Origin of the sequence: Flavobacterium sp. (assembly GCF_044339515.1) — a bacterium.
GTDB lineage: Bacteria > Bacteroidota > Bacteroidia > Flavobacteriales > Flavobacteriaceae > Flavobacterium.
Window position 1 is genome coordinate 1 of record NZ_JBIIVK010000063.1, and the last position, 17,101, is coordinate 17,101.

Annotated in this window: 11 protein-coding genes, 1 tRNA gene and 1 pseudogene; 7 read left to right on the top strand and 6 right to left on the bottom strand. The window is 33.5% G+C overall.

Annotated features, from left to right (window positions below; translation table 11 throughout):
• The 3 genes and pseudogenes from ACIQ0M_RS13720 to ACIQ0M_RS13730 all read left to right on the top strand — a co-directional run.
• A pseudogene (locus ACIQ0M_RS13720) lies at positions 1-116 on the top strand (IS5 family transposase); the annotation flags it as partial.
• Positions 117-235: 119 nt separating this feature from the next.
• Entirely contained in the window at positions 236-2,887 is a 2,652-nt protein-coding gene (locus tag ACIQ0M_RS13725; RefSeq protein ID WP_396153212.1) for a reprolysin-like metallopeptidase, read from the top strand.
• 107 nt (positions 2,888-2,994) lie between these two features.
• On the top strand, positions 2,995-6,279 hold the full coding sequence (locus ACIQ0M_RS13730) for a reprolysin-like metallopeptidase (RefSeq protein ID WP_396153214.1): 3,285 nt from the start codon (positions 2,995-2,997) through the stop codon (positions 6,277-6,279).
• A gap of 64 nt (positions 6,280-6,343) precedes the next feature.
• Here the strand turns inward: ACIQ0M_RS13730 and ACIQ0M_RS13735 are convergent, their stop codons facing one another.
• From ACIQ0M_RS13735 to ACIQ0M_RS13750, 4 genes are all read right to left on the bottom strand, one after another.
• Positions 6,344-6,847 carry a hypothetical protein gene (locus ACIQ0M_RS13735; protein WP_396153216.1) on the bottom strand — a complete coding sequence of 168 codons (504 nt, stop codon included), beginning with the start codon at positions 6,845-6,847 and terminating at the stop codon, positions 6,344-6,346.
• Positions 6,848-6,887: 40 nt separating this feature from the next.
• The gene (gene pth, locus ACIQ0M_RS13740) at positions 6,888-7,511 is read right to left on the bottom strand and encodes an aminoacyl-tRNA hydrolase (RefSeq protein ID WP_396153218.1); all 624 of its coding nucleotides are present in this window, start codon (positions 7,509-7,511) and stop codon (positions 6,888-6,890) included.
• A gap of 323 nt (positions 7,512-7,834) precedes the next feature.
• The gene (locus tag ACIQ0M_RS13745) at positions 7,835-8,443 is read right to left on the bottom strand and encodes a 50S ribosomal protein L25/general stress protein Ctc (protein ID WP_396153220.1); all 609 of its coding nucleotides are present in this window, start codon (positions 8,441-8,443) and stop codon (positions 7,835-7,837) included.
• A 108-nt stretch (positions 8,444-8,551) separates the two neighbouring features.
• Positions 8,552-9,493 carry a ribose-phosphate pyrophosphokinase gene (locus tag ACIQ0M_RS13750; RefSeq protein WP_396153222.1) on the bottom strand — a complete coding sequence of 314 codons (942 nt, stop codon included), beginning with the start codon at positions 9,491-9,493 and terminating at the stop codon, positions 8,552-8,554.
• 286 nt (positions 9,494-9,779) lie between these two features.
• Between ACIQ0M_RS13750 and ACIQ0M_RS13755 the strand changes: the two genes are divergently transcribed.
• Together ACIQ0M_RS13755 and ACIQ0M_RS13760 are read left to right on the top strand one after the other, a co-directional pair.
• Positions 9,780-9,859: transfer RNA gene (locus ACIQ0M_RS13755), tRNA-Leu, on the top strand.
• 436 nt (positions 9,860-10,295) lie between these two features.
• Positions 10,296-13,295: a CHAT domain-containing protein gene (locus ACIQ0M_RS13760; protein ID WP_396153224.1), complete on the top strand. Its 3,000-nt coding sequence runs from the start codon at positions 10,296-10,298 to the stop codon at positions 13,293-13,295.
• Here the strand turns inward: ACIQ0M_RS13760 and ACIQ0M_RS13765 are convergent.
• Both ACIQ0M_RS13765 and ACIQ0M_RS13770 read right to left on the bottom strand, forming a co-directional pair.
• On the bottom strand, positions 13,287-14,000 hold the full coding sequence (locus tag ACIQ0M_RS13765) for a tol-pal system YbgF family protein (RefSeq protein WP_396153226.1): 714 nt from the start codon (positions 13,998-14,000) through the stop codon (positions 13,287-13,289). The genes ACIQ0M_RS13760 and ACIQ0M_RS13765 overlap by 9 nt on opposite strands.
• 6 nt (positions 14,001-14,006) lie before the next feature.
• On the bottom strand, positions 14,007-14,543 hold the full coding sequence (locus ACIQ0M_RS13770) for an RNA polymerase sigma factor (RefSeq protein ID WP_396153228.1): 537 nt from the start codon (positions 14,541-14,543) through the stop codon (positions 14,007-14,009).
• Positions 14,544-14,668: 125 nt separating this feature from the next.
• Between ACIQ0M_RS13770 and ACIQ0M_RS13775 the strand changes: the two genes are divergently transcribed.
• Together ACIQ0M_RS13775 and ACIQ0M_RS13780 are read left to right on the top strand one after the other, a co-directional pair.
• The gene (locus tag ACIQ0M_RS13775) at positions 14,669-15,979 is read left to right on the top strand and encodes an OmpA family protein (protein WP_396153230.1); all 1,311 of its coding nucleotides are present in this window, start codon (positions 14,669-14,671) and stop codon (positions 15,977-15,979) included.
• Positions 15,980-15,983: 4 nt separating this feature from the next.
• Positions 15,984-16,997, top strand: a complete 1,014-nt coding sequence (locus tag ACIQ0M_RS13780; RefSeq protein ID WP_396153231.1) for a hypothetical protein — start codon at positions 15,984-15,986, stop codon at positions 16,995-16,997.
• The last annotated feature ends 104 nt before the right edge of the window (positions 16,998-17,101 follow it).

The following is a 17,101-nucleotide window of genomic DNA, read 5'->3' on the forward strand; positions in this document are numbered from 1 at the left end:
ACAGTTTTAGGTCGTTACTCAATAGATTTGACACAACAATAGATAGCTGGTTAGGCTTTAATTATCTAGCTTTCATAATAATTGCACTAAAAAAATTTAATAAAATAAAAGTTTAAACGACTTCAATTAATAAGAATATTCTAAACCAAAGATTTAAAAAAATACGTAAATCTTTAAAAATTATTAAGAATTATTAAAAATATGATATATTTGTTGCCTAATTAATTTCCAAAAAATGAAAAAAATAATACTATTAACCCTATTTACAGTGATGTCTTTTTTTGACATAGCTGCTCAAAAGAATAACTTTTGGACGCCTGTAAATGAAAATGTTACAGCAGTTTCTAAAATTGCCCAAAGAGAATCATTTCCTTCTAACTTTGCTTTGTATAGTCTTAATTTGGAGGCATTCAAAACAGTTTTAACAACAACTCCTGATCGATTTTTAGCACAAGAAGGTGTTATCATAACATTGCCAAATGCAGAAGGAGAAATGGAACGTTTTGAATTGTTTGAAGCGTCTAATTTTGAGCCGGAATTGCAAGCACAATATCCTGAAATAAGATCCTATGTTGGAATCGGTATTGATGATAAAAAAGCCCAATTAAGAATGAGTATTGACCCGAAAGGAGTTCAAACCATGATTTTTAGAGCCGGTAAAAAAACTGAATTTATGGAGCCATATTCAGAAAGCGGATTAATCTATGCTTCTTATGTGTCTTCAAGACAAAAAGGTAAAATGCCTTTCACTTGTTCTACTGTTGATCATTCATTGAGTAATAGACTTTCTGAAGAAATTGATAATCAAGAGGTTTTAGGAAGCAACGGTGTTTTGAAAACATTCCGATTAGCTCTGTCTTGTACAGGCGAATACGGCACATTTCACGGAGGAGCTGCTGGAGCTTTAGCCTCCATGAATGCAACAATGACTAGAGTAAACGGCGTTTTTGAAAAGGATTTAGCAGTAAGATTAAATATCATTGCCAATAATAATTTGGTAGTCTATACAAATGCAGCAACTGACCCATATTCTCCTGCCTCTGGAATTAACAATTGGAATTCTCAATTACAAAGTACCTTAACAAGTGTTATCGGTGAGGCAAATTATGATATTGGACATTTATTTGGAGCAACCGGTGGTGGTGGAAATGCAGGTTGTATTGGTTGTGTATGTGTTAATGGTCAAAAAGGGAGCGGAATAACATCACCCACTGATGGTGTTCCGGCAGGTGATTTGTTTGATATTGATTATGTTGCTCATGAGATGGGCCACCAATTAGGAGCAAATCACACCTTTTCAGAGGATATTGAAGGTACTGGTGTAAATGTAGAGCCAGGTAGTGGTTCAACAATTATGGCTTATGCAGGAATTACCAACTTTAACGTACAAGGAAACAGTGATGATTATTTTACCTACAGAAGTATTTTGCAAATTCAAAATAATTTAGTCAATAAGGCTTGTGCAAATAATATCACTTTGAACAACCCTGCCTTAACAATTACCAATGGTGGAAATTGGACTATTCCTAATGGAACAGCATATATTCTTACAGGAACAAATCCAACCAATAATCCCGGTGCAACATTTACTTGGGAGCAAAATAATAGTGCTACTGCTGCTGTTACCGGAGCAAATAGTATTTGTTACCCAACAAAACCAGCAGGGCCTAATTTTAGATCATTACCACCTGTAAGTACACCGGTGCGATACATGCCCGCATTTAATTCGGTTCTGAACAATAATTTGACATCAACTTGGGAGTCGGTATCAACAATTGGTAGGACTATGGCATTTACTTTAACAGCTAGAGATAATATAGCGAACGGGGGCCAGACCAATACCGTTTCAGCAAGTATTACTGTAAGTGCTACTGCCGGACCATTTGCAGTTACATCACAAAATTCAAGTGGAGTTTCATGGAACCAAGGCTCTACCCAAACCATTACTTGGTCTGTTAATAATACAACTACTTTGACAGGTTCATCTAATGTTGATATTTTATTATCGACTGATGGAGGACTAACTTTTCCTAATGTTTTAGCATCAAATACACCAAATGATGGTACTGAAAATATCACTGTGCCTAATATAGCTTCACAAACATGTAGAATTATGATTAAGCCAACTGGAAATATCTATTATGCATTAAATACAGTTCCATTTTCTATTGGCTTCAGTTGTTCGATAATTTCTAATAACACCGCTGCTACAGTTGCCGACGGACTTGGAGCTAATCAAGCAGGGCCGACAACAGTTTCCACCATAAGTTCAAATGAAACAGGGAATATTACATCTATTGAAGTTAATTTGAATGTTACTCACTCATGGATTGGGGATTTAGTTGTCGCACTCGTTCATCCTGATGGGACATCTATAAATCTTTGGAATAGAACCTGTAATAATCCTCAAAATGGTAATATTAATGTAACATTCAAAGACGGGGCAGGTGCTATTGTTTGTGCTTCTCCTACCACCGGGACTTACAGTCCTGTTCAAGCTTTAGCTCCTTTTATAGGAAAACCCAAAAGTGGTACTTGGACGCTTAGAGTAACCGATTTTTTCAATGGTGATACAGGAACATTAAACTCATGGTCAGTAAATTTCGGTTGTATACTTGGAAATGAAGAATTTGATAGTTTACAGTCATTTGTAGTATATCCAAACCCGAATAAAGGAAACTTTACCGTTAGTTTTGATAACCCTTCAGATGAAACAGTTAACATTGCTGTAATGGATATGAGAGGAAGAAAAATATTTGAAAATAATTACCAATCAGGTTCAACATTTAATCAAGAAATCCAATTAGAGAATGCTCAAAGTGGTGTTTATTTATTAAATCTAACAAATGGTAATCGTAAAGAAGTAAAAAGAATAATTGTTGAATAAAATTCAAGCTTTTTATAAAAATGATTAAAGACCGTCAGTTTTGACGGTCTTTTTTTTGGGTTATGTAATTTAAATTCATTATTTTTAATGCCTTAATATTAAAATTCATGAAAAAATTATTATTGGTTCTGTTTTGTTTGATGATTTCTTTTACAAATTATTCTCAAAAGAATTTCTGGGAAATAAGTACCAAAGAAAATTCATTACCAATTCAAAGAGTTCAAAGAACAACAGTTCCTTTAAAATTTGAGGTATTTACATTAGACTTACAAAGTTTTAAAGCAGAATTGCTTAAGGCACCCAAAAGAGAAATTCTAAATTCGAATTCAAATGTAATTGTAAACTTTCCTAATGCTGATGGAGAGTTTGAAAGTTATAGAATTTACGAAGCTTCTGTTATGCATCCTGATTTACAGGCACAATTCCCGGATATCAGATCTTTTGTAGGTATAGGAGTTGAAGATAAAACAGCAATGGTGCGTTTCAGTACAACACTATTTGGAGTACATGCCATGCTTTTTGCGGGAGATAGAGAAGTGCACTACATCGACACTTACACAAACGATTTAAGTCAATATATCGTTTATTCAAGAAAAAGCATTCAACCGAGTTCTGTTTTTAATTGTCTAGTGGAAGATGACTTGGTTGAAGAAGTAGATGGGGTTCATTTTTCTCCTAGAAATAGTAATAGCATATCATCTGATACAGGGATTTTTAGAACTTATCGCTTAGCGATGGCCTGTACAATAGAATATGCTCAATTTCATTGGCAAGCAGCAGGAATGACAACAGCAACACCGGAGGCAACTCGTAAAGCTGCCGTTTTAGCGGCCATGAATGTATCCATGACAAGAATTAATGGTATTTACGAAAGAGATATGTCGCTTACCATGCAGTTAGTACCAAATAATTTGAATGTTATTTTTATTACTTCAGATACTTTTGACAATAATAATGCAGGAACATTAATTAATCAAAGTCAAACAGTTATTGACAATGCAATCGGCTCGGCCAACTACGATATTGGTCATACCGTTAGTACAGGTGGCGGTGGTCTAGCTCAACTAAATTCACCTTGTACAGGGAATAAAGCTAGAGGAATTACGGGATCTTTTGCACCCGTAGGAGATCCTTTTGACGTGGATTATGTTGCTCATGAAATGGGACACCAATTTGGAGCTACCCACACACAAAATAATAATTGTCAACGAACTGCTGCAACAGCTATCGAACCTGGAAGTGCTTCAACTATTATGGGATATGCAGGAATTTGTGCACCAAATGTTCAAAACAACTCGGATGCTTATTTTCATGTGGCTAGTTTGATTCAGATGGATAATTTTGTAGCTGGAACAGGAAACTGTTCTAATAATGTCAATAATAATAATGATGCACCTGTAATTCAACCCATTCAAAATTATACTATTCCTAGAAGTACAGCTTTTGTTTTGGAGGGGAATGCCACTGATGCTAATGGTGATGCATTAACATATTGTTGGGAACAAACTGATACAGGAATTGCTACTCAACCACCAACGGCTACAGACGCAATAAATGGACCAAGATTTCGTTCAAGAAATCCGTCTACCAGTCCAAATAGGTATTTACCTTTTATGACTACAATTTTAACTGGGGCTACCTCAAACCAGTGGGAAGTAGTTCCATCTATAGCAAAGACCATGAATTTTTCATTGGTTGTTAGAGATAACCGAACACCAAATGGCGGTCAAACAGCTACAACAAGCATGTCAGTTACAACGGTTGCTAATGCCGGCCCATTTTTAGTAACAGCTCCCAATACTAATCTTTCTTGGGTAGCCGGAACAAATCAAAATGTAACTTGGGATGTAGCCGGAACAACAACCAGTGGTGTAAACACACCTTATGTTGACATTTATTTATCTACAAACGGCGGATCTAGTTTTCCTATACTGCTGGCTAGTAAAGTACCTAATTATGGCTCGGAAGTTATTACTGTTCCAAATAGTGTAGGAACCACTAACAGAATTATGGTTAAAGGGCATAAGAATATATTTTTAGACGTTTCCAATTCAAATTTTTCTATTGCGGCTCCAACTTCAACCATGGCAATTGCATTCAATGGAGTAGAAGGTGAACAAAATAAATCTGTTTGTCAAGGGAATACAATTGTATATAATTTAGCTTACCAAACATTTGCAGGGTTTAGTGCTAACACCACTTTTTCTGCAACCGGAAATCCAACCGGCACAACAGTAACTTTTGTACCTGCTTCCACTTCCACCCAAGGAACAGTTCAAATGCAAGTTACTACAAATACTAATACACCTAATGGGATTCATACAATTGTTGTGACAGCCACATCAGGTCCTATAACTAAAACAGTAAATATGTATTTAGAGGTTGTGAGTGGAAATTTTTCAGTTCTGACATTAAATTCGCCTGCCAATGCAGCAGTAGTGGAACCCTCTGGAGTGTCTTTTGCATGGTCGTCCGACCTAAATGCAACATCATATTCCATTCAAATAGCAACTGACCCTTCCTTTACTAATATCATTGAAGAGAATTCTGTAGCTACAAATAGCTATGTTTCCTCAGCATTACCTAATGCAACAACTTTATATTGGAGAGTTTCCCCGGGTAATAGTACTTGTTCAGGTGACTTTTCTTCTGTGTTTTCCTTTTCTACAACATTTTGTGGTACAGCAGTTTCAACTAATGTTCCTATTGTAATTCCATCAACTGGCACTCCAACAGTTAACTCTACATTGTCCATTCCAACAGAGGATAATGTTATAATTCAAAAAGTTACGGTTACCTTAAATATTTCGCATTCTTGGATTAATGATTTGATTGTAACGTTAATTAGCCCTTCAGGTACTCAAGTACAATTATTAAACAGGGAATGTAATCCAAATCAAGGTGATGAGGATGCTGTAGCCACATTTGACGATAATGGAATTGTTTTAGTTTGTGGTGAGAGCCCGGCTATTTCAGGAGTATTAATTCCAGAACAACCTCTTTCTGCTTTAAATAGTCAAAATTCACAAGGCGTTTGGACATTAAGAGTACAAGATGCATTTAATCAAGATGGAGGATCAATCAACAGTTGGAGTTTAGATATTTGTAGTGAAAATGCTCCGGCTAGTATAGAAGATTTGATTGGTTTTAATTTTGGACTATATCCAAACCCAACTAAAGGAAACTTTACGGTTGCAATGAATCAAGTTGAATCAGAAAATATTGGAGTAGCGGTTTATGACATGAGAGGGAGAATAATTTTTGAACAATCGTATGCTAACAATGGTTCATTTAACCAAGAAATTCAATTAGTAAATCCACAAGCAGGGATTTATTTAGTAAAAGTTTCTGATGGGAATAATCAAGAAACGAAACGATTGATAGTTGAATAGTATTTAAATAAACAGATAAGTAAAAGCCCATTTTCAATAATTGAATAATGGGCTTTTAATTTTTTTAAATGGAAATAGAACGGATAAGTTGTGGAACTTTTTCGTTTTCTAAGGATAAATCAAAATGAATTTCATCTTTTTTTGAAGAAAGATTTAGTCTTCCCTTTTCAATTTTAAAATAACCGGTTTGCCCTTTACAGAAACAATGACGGCCAAAAATTAGTTTTGTTTGTTGAAGTTCAGAGTCAGCTAATGCTAATTTATTAGTTGAATTTTTAATTTCAAAAATAATATCTTCACGATAATGTCCGTCTTGTAAATTGGCTTGTGTTGTTTTGTTGTATTGAAAATGAATTACAGTTGTTCCTTCTTGGTCTTTGATGTCATAATACATGCCTCCTAAGTCATCATAATGAAGAATAAGTTGCTTGTTTTTTAAAATTTCAACTTCACACGTTCCGTCTGATGGGCATTCACTAGTGATTTTTGCCATAATTGTTGAAGCGTTTTTCTGAGCGTTACAGGAAAATAATAATACAAATAAAAACAGGGCAATTATTTTTTTCATGGTTTTTGTTTTTTAATTAATCTTTCAAAAAGCAAGCCAATTATTTTCCGTTGAATTCGTTCATCGTTTTGTTTAATCCCGCTAAAGCAAAAGACTGAATGATTTCGGCTGATTTTTCCAATCGCTCCGGCAACTTTGTTTTTTCATCATCGTCCCATTCTCCTAATACATAATTCACTTGTTGCCCTTTTTTGAACTGGTCACTAATACCAAATCGAAAACGCGGATATTCAGTTGTATTTAGTAAACTCTGTATACTTTTTAGTCCATTGTGACCGCCATCGCTCCCTTTGGTTTTGATGCGGATGGTGCCGAAACTAAGGTTTAAATCGTCGGTAATGACTAAGATATTTTCTTTTTCAATGTTTTCTTTTTCCATCCAATATTTTACCGCTTTTCCACTGAGGTTCATGTAGGTGTTGGGTTTCAGAAGAAGTAATGTTCGTCCTTTGATTTTGAATTCGGCCACGTCGCCCAATTTAGCGGTTTGAAAACTGATGCTTTCTTTTTTGGCAAAATGGTCGAGTATTTTGAATCCGATGTTGTGGCGGGTATTGACATATTCGGCTCCGATGTTTCCGAGTCCGACGATTAGAAATTTTTTCATATCCGGTGCTGTGACGGTTTTTTGGTTTTGAAAAAGTGTTGAGATCCAGTTAATCATAGTGCAAAAGTACGAAAGTTTCTAATTCTAGGCGATTTTGATTTGGAGCACGTTCTACCCCTGATGGTAACGGAAAGCCTTGTGCTGACAAAACCGATTTTTTCTTGCTGACCTAAAGCGACCAGAGGAAGCTCTTGGGGCGGCTAAGAAAAAACGGTTGTGGCAAACAAGCTTGTAGTGGACAGCAGGATTAGGTTCTAAAAGAGTAAGCAGTGTTCAGTTGTAAGTGTTCAGTCTAGGTTTGCGGGAGAATGGCGGTAAAAGTAAAGCATAAAAAAAGCACCGGCGTAAACCGATGCTATTTGTTATTGAGAAAATTGAAATTATTTTTTCTTTTTTGCTCCACCTTTTTCTGCTTTGGCAGCTTCTTGAGCGGCTTTCATTGCAGCACGTGAAATTCTCACTTGGGCTACCACAGTGTTGTCCGGGTGCATTAATTTGAAGTTGTTGGTTTCAATTTTTGTAACGTATAATTTGTTACCCATTTCTAATGGAGAAATGTTTGCTTCTACGAAATCAGGAAGATTTTTTGGTAAAGCTTTCACTTTTAATCTTCTTTGGTTTAAACGTAAAACTCCACCGGCTAATACACCTGGAGAGGTTCCTGTTACTTTTACAGGGATTTCCATCATGATTTCTTTATCGTCTTTTAACGCATAGAAGTCAATGTGTAAAATTTTATCTGATACCGGGTGAAATTGGATGTCTTGTAAAATTACATCTGCTTTTTTACCGTTATTTAATTCAATTACAACAGTGTGTGCGTTTGGAGTGTAAACCAAGCTTTTGAACGCTTTTTCTTCTGCTGCAAAATGTACTGGTTGATCTCCTCCGTAAATAACGCAAGGAACCATTCCAGCATCACGTAAGGCTTTTGTTGACTTTTTGCCTACGCTTTCTCTTTCTGATCCTTTAATCGTAATCGATTTCATTGTAAAATATATAAAATTAATAAATAAAAATTCGTTTTCTGTTGTCGGTTATTTTATATTCCAAATTACCGATTACCTTTCACCAATAACCCATTACCTTTCAAAAGCCTACATCAAAAACTTTCCACTAATGGAATTGTTGTGTTGCACCATGTGCATGACTTCTGCAAAAAGCGGTGCACAACTCACCACTCTGATTTTGTTAGATTCTTTCTTTAACGGAATAGAATCGGTAACGATTAATTCGCTCAACTTCGAACGTTCAATCTTTTCATAAGCATCGCCGGATAAAATGGCGTGTGTACAAATCGCTCGAACACTTAGAGCTCCTTTTTCAATCATTAAATCGGCTGCCTTTGCCAGGGTTCCGCCGGTATCAATCATGTCGTCTACTAAAACGACGTTTCTTCCTTTTACTTCACCAATCAATTCCATTGTGTCAATGACGTTGGCTACTTTTCGTTGTTTGTAACAAATCACCACATCCGATTCTAAAAATTTAGAATAGGCATAAGCTCTTTTCGAACCGCCCATATCGGGTGAAGCAATGGTTAGATTCTCCAAATTCAAACTTTTTACATACGGTAAAAAGATGGTAGAAGCGAACAAATGGTCAACCGGTTTTTCAAAGAAACCTTGAATTTGATCGGCGTGTAAATCCATTGTCATAATTCGGGTTGCTCCGGCTGTTTCCAGTAATTTGGCTACTAGTTTTGCTCCGATTGGCACTCTTGGTTTGTCTTTTCTGTCTTGTCTGGCCCATCCGAAATAAGGAATTACAGGGGTAATGTGTCTGGCTGATGCTCTTTTTGCAGCATCAATCATTAACAAAAGTTCCATCAGATTGTCAGCACTTGGAAAAGTGGAGCAAACGATGAAGACCCGCAATCCGCGAATGGATTCTTCAAAAGACGGTTGAAACTCGCCGTCACTATATTCAGAGAACGTTACTTTACCTAGCGGAATTCCATAGTTTTTGGCTATTTGTTCGGCTAAGTATACACTTTTTGAACAAGCAAATATCTTTGCTTCCGGTTCGTTGTGTGACATTTTAAATGGTTGTTATGTAGTTAGTTAGTTGTGTATCGTCGAAACGAGGTGCAAATTTAGAAATAAAAATCAACTTGTAAAGCAATTTTTCCACATTTTTCTTGAAAATGTGTCAAAAAATTATTTACATTTGCACCCACAAATAAGTATCCCTGCCCGGATGGCATAGTCTTTAATTAATTTTTTCTAAAAATTAGTCAAAAACTTAAAAATCCAAATCGCTCGGATGGCGTTATATTTAATTAATTTTTTTTAAAAATTAGCTAAAAATAATTTCATCTTTAATGCCCGGATGGCGGAATTGGTAGACGCGCACGACTCAAACTCGTGTACTTAGGTGTGTGGGTTCGATTCCCACTCCGGGTACTTTTAAAAACCTCTAAAGTGTTGAAAATCAACAAATTAGAGGTTTTTTGTTTTACTTTTTACCGAGATTTTGCCGAAAATCATTTCTTTATTTGCTAAAACATTTCTTAATTAGATATTGTCTAATTTCATTTCCAGCAATTAAATCTTTCTCGTAATAGATTATCATTTAATTTTTTTTCTAGCATTTTATGTAATTTGTATAATTCATCGTAGTTAAGATGAATGGCTACATTATAAACTTTTTCAGTTTTTATTTAAAAAATTTAGTTTTTTTAAAATAGTCGTAAAGTCTTTGATTGATATGTCTAGCTTGATTTCTTTTTTTATTATTTATCCAAGTCCAATTTTAATTTTTGTGGAATAATATTGAAAAACAATGTTTACTTTTTATTATTTTTAACACGAATAAGTTAATATACTTAGCCCAAAACTTATGAAAAGGTTTTTAATACTTTTATTTCTTTTGCTCGGATTGTTTAGTTTTTCACAAACTAAATCGTTTAAAGTCGCTTTAAATAAAGCATATGATTTTGAAGTTGATGAAAATTTTGTAGAAGCAAAAAATGTTTTTAAATCGATAAAAGATGGCAATGAAATTAATGCATCGGAGAAGAAATTTATCAATAATTATATTATTTTTTATGATTATTTATTGTTAGACAGAAGCGATGTTAAAAGCATTGATAATGTCATAAAAAATCTACTTTCTATTGAAAAAAGAAAGTATTACGAGACAGAATTATTACTTAATGTAATTACATCTAAATATCATTTTTTAGCCAGTAATGTTGGATGGAAAGAGGCATTGATTACTGCAGAAGTAGGATACAGTTTAAAAGATTTTAAACAAGCAAAACAAGAAACTCTAACAGATTATTTATATGATTTGGGATATTTATACGACAAAGTAGGAAACTCATTTGAAGGAATTAAATTTTATAAAAAATCACTAAACTTATACATAAAAAAATATGGAGAGGTCAATAACGAAGTTGCATTGAATTATAATAACTTGGCCTATGCCTACACCAATGTTTACAATCAAAAAAACACAATTGCTTATTATGAAAAAGCAGCAAAAATCTGGGAAACTTTAAACAAGAATTCAAATGATAACAAAGATTATTTAGTTAGAGTTTATCATAATTTAATTTTTCAATATATTAATTATGGTGATTTAGAAAAAGCACAATTAAAATTAAGTAAGCTAAATAATTATATCAAGAAAAAATACCAAACAGATGTTTCTAAAAGCGAAAACACTTATTTTCTCTCCTTTTCAGATTATTCATTGAGTAATATTAGAATGAGTTTAGCTTTAAACAAACAGAAAGAAGCACTACAATTTTTGAAGGTTTTTGAAGAAAATCAATTTTTACCTTACAAAAAAAATATACATTCTAAATATTTGATACAATGTTATGAAGAAGTTGCTGATTTTTTGATTGAAAAAAAAGAATATGAAACCGCTTTCAACCTTATTAAAAAAGGACTTTCTCTTGCTGATAAATATGATCAAAAACAATACTTAGTTACTTTAAACTCAAAAATAGCCACTATTTATAAATTTCAGAATAAAAATGATTTGGCTCTAAAATTTTATGAAGTAGCACAAAACAACAATAATAACACCTATTTTAATTCAACCAAATATACACTCGAATTTTTAAAATCTGAAATCTTTTTTGAGACAAACCAGACTGATAAAGCGGTTTTAAATATTAAAAACAATATTGAACAGCTACTTTTTGACTATGCCCAAAAGAAAAAAACCATAGATAAGCTGAAATTCTCGGACGTGAAAGAATTAGTCTCGACAGAATTTATCAACTTATTCTATAAATCAGGAAAGATCTATTTTCAAAATTATAAGAAATTTAAAAATAAAAATGATCTACAAATAGCTGATAATCTATACAATATAAGCAATAAATTATTTAGAGAGTATTATTTAAAAGGCGAATACAACGAAGAGTTAAGTAAATTCCACAGCGAAATTATCGAAGGGCTACTAGAGATTAGCTTAGAAAAAAAATTAACTTTCCAAGATAAAATTGATCTAATTAATGAAATCGAAAAAAGTGCATCACAACATCTAGCACAAGAATTTTTCAAAAAAATTACAACGAATAACAATGAGTCAAATGTAAATTTAGAAAAAATTAAAGAACTAAAAAACGAACTTAATTTTTATAAAAATCAAAGCAATTCAAGCGGTGAAAAATTAAATAAAAATAAAATTATTGAAATCGAAAATAGTATTGCCAGCTTAATTAAAAAAACATCAAGAACGTATCAAGATATTGATAAAAATTCTTTAGATAATTTTGACATAGTTAACGTTCAAAAAGTTGTAGATAAAGATGAGTTGGTCATTAAATATTATACATTAAAAAATTATGTATTCGCACTTTACATATCTTCAAACCATATTGATATTCAAAAAATTGCTACTACTCATCATCTTAAAAAAGAGGTTATGTTGTTTTTGCAACAAACCAAAAAAATAAGTCAAGAAAGTTTTCCCGTTTCTAAAAATTTGTCGATGAGTTTAATGAAGGATTTAAATGCCAAAAAGTTAACCATCATCGCAGATGGATTTCTGAATTATTTGCCATTTGAAATGCTTTATGACGCAGCAAATCAACAATATTTAGTGCAAAAAAGTAGGGTTTCTTATAATTACACATTGCCATTTTATTTGTTTAACAAGCAAAACAACATAACAGTAAATAATGATAAATTAATTGCATTTGCTCCAAACTATGACATAAAAACAATTGCAACGGTCAGAAGCGGATTATCAGATTTAGAACATGCTAGAAAAGAAGCAAATTTAATATCAAAACTATTTAATGGTACAAGTTATATAAACGAGAAAGCCTCAAAAGCAAATTTCTTTAAAACTATTAATCAATTTGGATTTTATCATTTTGCGATGCATTCTTTGGTTGATGAAAATAACATAAACGAATCGTGTTTAGTCTTTTCAAACAATGAAAAGCTTTATTTTTCTGAACTTTATGGTCTAAATTTTTCCTCAAAAATGGTTGTTTTAAGTGCCTGCGATACAGGAAATGGTAACCTAAAATCAGGCGAAGGCATTATGAGTTTGTCGCGTGCATTAACCTATTCCGGCGTACAGTCATCTGTGTTTAGCCTCTGGCAAGTGCCCGACAAAGAAACCTCAGAAATTATGATTTCTTTTTATGAAAATTTAAAAGATGGTCAATCAAAAGATGAAGCTTTAGCGAATGCCAAGCGTGATTTTATAGAAAATAATCCGATGAAAAACCATCCGTTTTATTGGGCTGGATTTGTAGTAAATGGAGATGTTTCTCCAATTCTGGAAGGTACAAACTGGTGGTTGTATATCGGAATTGGTTTAGCGATGGCTTTGCTGATTTTCCTATTCAGAAAAAAATTATTCTAATTCTGCCACTAATTTTTTAGCCATTTGTTGTTGCGGATTTTCCTTTTCAGACAATTCTTTTAAAAGTTGAATAGCCTTTTCTTTTTCATTTATTTTGAGATAAGAAAGGGCTTTGTACCATTTGACAAATGGGGAAAAGGCATTGTTATCCGATGTTTTAAATTGGTCAAATGTAGCAATAGCTTCATCGTATCGATTCAACTCCATTAACGACATGGCTTGATAAAAAAGAGCATAATCTACCTCTTCATCGGCATAAATTTTTGAAAATAATTCAAGTGATTTTTGATAATTTCCGCTGTCATATTCATAAAATGCATCCGATTTTAGATTGCGTTCGTTGTCACCTCGAACGGTTGGAGCCACCACATTTGGATACGATTGATAATATTCCTGATATAATTGTTCAGGCGAATCCTTCATGAATTGAAACCATGCTAAACCACCAAAAAACAATAAAAATACGCCGGCTATATACCAAAATTGTGAATTGTTTTTGTTTTCTTTTTTATTGTTTTCAAACGATTGTAAAGTTTGTTTAAGAGCTTTCCTCTCGTTTAAAGTGATTGCTTTTTTTACGTTTTTTTGATAGGCAACTTCTTTCGCAAATTCACTGTCATTTTGCAATAAAGATTCAAACAACACTTTTTCTTCTTCAGAAAGTTGCTGCTCAAAATACTTATTTAGTAACGCTTCATTTTCCATCCTACTTTACTTTTTTGTCAAGTCTTTCAGTTGCTTCAAACAACGTGATTTTTGACTTTTTAAAACATCTTTGTTCGTGTAACCTAATAGAGATTGAATCTCATCTAACTTTTTCTCCTCATAATAAAATAAGGTTAATACTTTTAAGCACTGTTCACCTAATTTTTTCAAACTTTCTCGAAGTGAAAGGAGTTGTATATTCATTTCATCTTCTGAATAGTCATCATATTCCAATTCAAAATGCTCCAGCTCATCACTCGGTATGGTTTTGTTTTTTTTCTTTAACCGTTGAAAAATCATAAACTTTCCAATACCAAATAAATATGTGGTTAAACTGCTTTTCAACTCATCAATCTTACCTTTTTTGGCATTTTCAATAAGGGCAATTACGGCATCTTGATAAATATCAATCAATTCCTCTTTGTCCAAACCATACCGACTCGCAAATAACAAAAAACCATTTTTATTGTCTTCGTATATTTTTCGTATGGTTTTTTCGTCGCCGGATTTCAACTGCTCAATCAAGTTCGGGGCATTTATCATTAGTGCAACTTTTTTTTGAAAGTAAACAAAGCTATGTAAATTTTTTTTCTGTTCACATGTTTACCTTTTTTTATTCTTCACACTAAATGGAAAATAAATGAATGTTTAATTAAAATTTTATTTCGATGAATAAACTTATAACCGTGTTAGTTTTTATGGTTTTTAACCAACTTTCTTTCGCTCAAGAAACAACAGTTGGAGAACGCGTAATTAAAAATGCAAAAGACAAAACCTACAGCAGAGGCGAACAAAAAAGCGATGAAACCGTTGACAAAGCTCTGAATAAAGTAGAGGAAGGAATCACCGGTTTGTTTAAGAAAAAAGACAAAAAGAAAAAGAAAGAGGAAGCGGAACAACAAGAAGAGAGCAGTGAACAATCAGCTGAAGAAAGTCAAGAATCACAATCTCAGCCATTATCTTCTAAAAAACCAGTAAAATCCAATTCAAAATTTGATTTTGTAGCGGGTGAAAAAGAATTGTATTTTGACAATTTCGACCGACTGGCAGTAGGTGATTTTCCGGCGGAATTTAACACCAATGCCAGTGGAGAAATTGTGAATATCGACGGTCAATCCGTAAAATGGTTGTCGATGACCAAAAATGGAGCTTTCATCCCTGATAATATAAAAAAACTTCCCGAAAACTTCACTTTAGAATTTGAAGTAGGAATCAATGCAGATCCAACCAATAACTATCCGGGATTTGGCTTGAATTTTACAACGGAACAAGATAATTTAATGTTGGAACGATTTTTTTCTAAAGGAATTTCAGTCATTTATTTACATCCGGGAGCGGCAACATGTAGTGTACAAATCATGCCTTCTAACGGAAGTGAAGTCAACAACGAAATTCCTATGCCACAATGGAATGTAAGGACCAATGATAATTTTGTTAAAGTATCAATTTGGCGTCAAAAGGGGAGAATCAGAGTATATGTAAACGAAGATAAATTGGTAGATATACCTCGCTTTTTTACAGAAAATAAAGCGTATGATTTTGCTTTTTTCAGAAGTTTTTTTGACGATTGCGAAGTTTATTTAACGAATATCCGCTATGCAGTGGCCGGTGCCGATACTCGCAATAAGCTCATCACCGAAGGACGATTTGTAACCAACGGAATTTTATTTGATGTAAATAGCGACAACATCAAACCTGAAAGCGGAACTGTGTTAAAAGAAATTGCCACAACGCTGCAAGAAAACCCGACGGTTAGAGTAAAAATCATTGGTCATACTGATAGTGATGGTGCCGATGCTGCCAATTTATCACTTTCACAAAAAAGAGCAGTTGCTGTTAAAACCGCTTTATCTAGTTTTTACGGAATTGAAAGTTCGCGATTAGAAACAGACGGAAAAGGTGAAAGTCAGCCACTTAATAAAAATGCAACTTCGGCTGAAAAAGCACAAAACAGACGAGTAGAATTTATAAAACTTTAAAATAATGAAAAAAGCAATCTTATTTTTTCTAGCCATTATTGGCTTACAAACCTATGCACAATCACTTTCAGAAGGGGTTTATAATACCAATTATGGAACCATTAACCTCACTTTTGAAGTTGGATTTGACTATCCGAATGGTGGAATGGTTTATGGTGATTATAAAGATAATGGAACCATCACCGGCTCTACTCTTAACAATGGTAAAGAAATTGCAGGCTCTTTTCATAACGGTGCTGCTGAAGGAAAATTCATTTTCTTTTCACCCTCAGGAAAACAACACTTTTTTGACAGCGGAATTTCAACTTTTAATGGTAATTGGGGATATGGTTCGGATAATAAATTTTCCACTAATCCGGACCATATTTGGAATTCAACCGGTAAAAAAGCCGGTAAAGAAGCTATTAAAAATGTTACCAACGTATGGAGTGGAAAATGGAACACCACTGACGGTAATATCATCTTGCAACAAGTTGGAAAAAAAGTGACCGGGACTTACAAAGGTATTGGCACTGTTGATGCGACCTACAATCCACAAACAAAAAAATTAGTAGGTACATTTTACAACAACAACACCAAAAAAACAGGCCATTTTGAATTCAATTTTGAAGGAAATAGTTTTAAAGGAAAATGGGGCTGGAATACTTCAATGACTGATGGTATTTGGGATGGAACAAAAAACATAAAAAACAATAAAGAATTACCCAAATCAACGACACAAACAAGCTCTTCTACTTCTAATTCAGGAACTACTAAGTATGTGGTGAGTGCAGTTTCAATTGATGCTTCAGAAGGCAAAATTTATGGATTTTTTGGTTGTAAACTTTTTAAAGTTACTGCTTCAGGAAGAGAACAAGTACAAAATTTTGGGAATAAATCGTCCGATTTTTATAACACCACAGAAAATAATGAAAATAAACTTCTTTCAAAAAAACAAACATTTGCTAATTCACCGGAATTCTTCAGAGAATTTATTTTGAATAATGCAGATGTAAACTGCAAATTCCGGTCAAATTGACCACCCAATTCCGATTTAAAGTGACCACCTGATTTCGGTTGAAAGTGACCACCCAATTTCGGTTCAAATTGACCACCCCGATTTTTCACCTAAAATTACTTTTT

Bases quoted from the DNA above. Each gene is read 5' to 3' on its own strand.
- ACIQ0M_RS13775 (WP_396153230.1), top strand. From the start codon at position 14,669: ATGAATAAACTTATAACCGTGTTAGTTTTTATGGTTTTTAACCAACTT.
- ACIQ0M_RS13765 (WP_396153226.1), bottom strand. From the start codon at position 14,000: ATGGAAAATGAAGCGTTACTAAATAAGTATTTTGAGCAGCAACTTTCT.
- ACIQ0M_RS13780 (WP_396153231.1), top strand. From the start codon at position 15,984: ATGAAAAAAGCAATCTTATTTTTTCTAGCCATTATTGGCTTACAAACC.
- pth (WP_396153218.1), bottom strand. From the start codon at position 7,511: ATGATTAACTGGATCTCAACACTTTTTCAAAACCAAAAAACCGTCACA.
- ACIQ0M_RS13745 (WP_396153220.1), bottom strand. From the start codon at position 8,443: ATGAAATCGATTACGATTAAAGGATCAGAAAGAGAAAGCGTAGGCAAA.
- ACIQ0M_RS13750 (WP_396153222.1), bottom strand. From the start codon at position 9,493: ATGTCACACAACGAACCGGAAGCAAAGATATTTGCTTGTTCAAAAAGT.
- ACIQ0M_RS13725 (WP_396153212.1), top strand. From the start codon at position 236: ATGAAAAAAATAATACTATTAACCCTATTTACAGTGATGTCTTTTTTT.
- ACIQ0M_RS13735 (WP_396153216.1), bottom strand. From the start codon at position 6,847: ATGAAAAAAATAATTGCCCTGTTTTTATTTGTATTATTATTTTCCTGT.
- ACIQ0M_RS13730 (WP_396153214.1), top strand. From the start codon at position 2,995: ATGAAAAAATTATTATTGGTTCTGTTTTGTTTGATGATTTCTTTTACA.
- ACIQ0M_RS13760 (WP_396153224.1), top strand. From the start codon at position 10,296: ATGAAAAGGTTTTTAATACTTTTATTTCTTTTGCTCGGATTGTTTAGT.
- ACIQ0M_RS13770 (WP_396153228.1), bottom strand. From the start codon at position 14,543: ATGATAAATGCCCCGAACTTGATTGAGCAGTTGAAATCCGGCGACGAA.